This window comes from Streptomyces adustus, assembly GCF_009377175.1.
GTDB classification, from domain to species: Bacteria; Actinomycetota; Actinomycetes; order Streptomycetales; family Streptomycetaceae; genus Streptomyces; species Streptomyces adustus.
Genome location: NZ_VJZD01000484.1, coordinates 1 through 2,764, shown reverse-complemented (window position 1 = coordinate 2,764; position 2,764 = coordinate 1). Strand labels below are relative to the sequence as shown.

General features: G+C 75.8%; 2 protein-coding genes. Both read left to right on the top strand.

What is annotated here, in order from left to right:
* The first annotated feature begins 144 nt into the window (after positions 1-144).
* Entirely contained in the window at positions 145-1,785 is a 1,641-nt protein-coding gene (locus FNH09_RS45875; RefSeq protein WP_162470105.1) for a sodium:solute symporter family transporter, read from the top strand.
* A 93-nt stretch (positions 1,786-1,878) separates the two neighbouring features.
* Positions 1,879-2,764: ABC transporter ATP-binding protein (locus tag FNH09_RS45870; protein ID WP_238427488.1), on the top strand; the 886-nt coding region annotated here is incomplete at its 3' end.

The following is a 2,764-nucleotide window of genomic DNA, read 5'->3' as shown; positions in this document are numbered from 1 at the left end:
ACCCGCGACCGCCCACGCGGCCCCCGCCGAGCCACCTTCGGCCCCGCGTCCCGGCGCCCGTACCACCGGCCGCGGGGCCGACCCCCGTACCGATGCCGGTGCCCGTGTCGGCGGGCGGGTCGTGGTGGGAGCGGGGAGACGCCGGTGAGCCGCGGTGGCGCTCTCGACGGCGGCTCGCTCGCGATCGTGCTCTTCCTCGCCTTCGTCACCGTCTCGCTGCTCCTGTGCGGTCTGGCCGCGGCCGACCAGGACGAGCCGGAGCAGTTCTACACGGGCAGCTCCTCGCTCGGCCCGGCGCAGAATGGGCTCGCCGTGGCCGGCGACTACCTCTCGGCGGCCACCCTGCTGAGCACCACCGGCTCCATCGCCCTCACCGGCGCCGACGGCGTCCTCTTCGCCTGCGCCACCGTCCTCGCCCTGCTGCTGTTCGGCCGGATCCTCGCCGAGCCCCTGCGCGGCCCCGGCCGCTACACCCTCGGCGACGTGCTGGCCGAGCGGCTCGGGCGGCCCGCCGTGCGCCGGGCCATGGGCGTGGTCACCCTCGTGGTGCTGATCCCGCTGCTCCTGGTCCAGCTCTCCGCCGCAGGGCGGATCACCACCGTGATGCTGGGCCTGCCCGCGGGAGCGCTCACCGGCTGCACCGTCGCCACGGGAGCGCTCATGGTCTGCTACTCGGCGTTCGGCGGGATGCGGGGCACCGGCTTCGTCCAGATCCTGAAGACCCTCGTCGTCGTACCCGTGGTGGTCCTGCTCGCCGTCCTCGTCCTGCACCGCTTCGGCGGTGACCCGGGCCGGCTGCTGGACACGGCCGCGCGACGCGGCGGGCCGGGCTTCACCCGTCCCGGGCTCCAGTTCGGCGACACCCTCGTGGGCCGGCTCGACCTGGTGGGCTTCTCGCTCACCCTGGTGCTGGGCGCCGCCTGTCTGCCGCACGTCACGATGCGCTTCCACCCGGTGCGCAGCGCACCGGAGTTGCGCGTCGCGCTGCGCTGGGCCGTCGGCTCCGTCGTCCTGATCTGCGCCGCCCTCGCCGTCGTCGGCCTCGGTGCCTGCGCACTCGTAGGGCCGCGGGAGCTGCGCGCGGCGGACCCGTCCGGCGGCACCGCGCTGCTCATGGTGACCACCGCGCTGGACCCCGCGCCCGCCCTGGCCGGCGACAGCGTCCTGTTCGCGCTCGTGGCCTGTGCCGTGTTCGCCACCGCGCTGGCCGCCGTGGCCGGCATCACCCTGGCCGCGGCCGCCTCGCTGGCCCACGACCTCCCGTCCCCGGCCCGCGGCGGACGGCGCGGGCGCGGTCCGGCCGCCCGCGAGGTGACCCGGGCCCGGTGCGCGGTGGCCCTGGTCGGCGCCGTCGCGGTGCTGCTGTCGATACCGGCTCACGACCGCAACCCGCAGGTGCTCGTCTCCTTCACCTTCGCCACCGCCGCGTCCGCCCTGCTGCCCGTGCTGGTCTGCGCGTTCCTCGGGCGGTGGTGCACCGCGCGCGGCGCGCTGTGCGCCCTGTACGGGGCGCCCGTGCTGACGGTCGTGCTCCTGGTCTTCTCCCCGGCGGTCTCCGGCACTCCCGTGGCGCTGCTGCCGGAGTACGACTTCCGCTGGTTCCCGCTTCAGACCCCGGGCCTGGTCACCATCCCCGCCGGGTTCCTGCTGTGCCTGCTGGGCTCCCGGGTGCGCCGCGGCACCGACGGCCCGGACGGCGCCCGCGGCGGACCGGGCACCCCGCCCGGCGCGGCCCGCTGGGCAGCGGCACAACCCGCCGCCGCCGACGCTGGGAGCGGGTCCTGAGCCGTCGCCGCACGCTGTACGCCGTCCGGTGCGCGTGCTCTCGTAAGGCCACTTCCCCCGTTGGTCCGCCTCGTGCGGAGCCGAGGAGTTGTGATGCCCTCTCTGTCATCGGACGGTACCCGGCAGGACGTGTCCCCGCCGGGCGGACCGTCCCCCGGCGACCCGCGCCCCGACGGGCCGTCGGTGCTGCGCGTGCGTGATCTCGACGTGGCCTACGGGCGTGCCCTGACCGCGTTGCGAGGTGTCAGCCTAGAGGTGCCCGCGGGCGGCGCCGTCGCCCTGCTCGGCGCCAACGGCGCGGGCAAGAGCACCCTGTTGCGCTCCCTGTCCGGAACCCTGCGCCTGCACCGCGGGGCGATCACCGCGGGCAGCGCCCACTACGGCGGTCTGCGGCTGGACGGACAGGACCCGGTGGCCGCGGTGCGCGCGGGGGTTGTACAAGTACCCGAAGGGCGGCGGGTGTTCGCCGGACTCACGGTGGACGAGAACCTGCGCTCCGGTGGGCTCGGCCTCGGCCGCCGGGCCCCGGCGGTCGTCGAGGCCGCCAGGGAACGGGTCTTCGGGCTCTTCCCCCGGCTCGCGGAGCGCCGCAGGCAGCGTGCCGGACTGCTGTCCGGCGGCGAGCAGCAGATGCTCGCCATCGGGCGGGCGCTGATGGCCGCGCCCAGGCTGCTGCTCCTGGACGAACCCTCGCTCGGACTGGCACCGCTGATGGTCGAGCGCATCGCCGAGGTGATCCGGGAGATCAACACCCAGGGCACCTCGGTCCTGCTCGTGGAGCAGAACGCGGCGATGGCGCTGGCGCTGTGCGACCGGGCGTACGTCCTGGAGGTCGGCGAGGTGCGACTGTCCGGCCCGGCCGCCGAACTGGCCGGGACCGACGCGGTACGCCGCCTCTACCTGGGCGAGGAGGCGACCCCGTCCCCGTCCCCGGCTTCGACTTCGGCTCCGACCCAGGCCCCGACCCCGGCTTCGACTC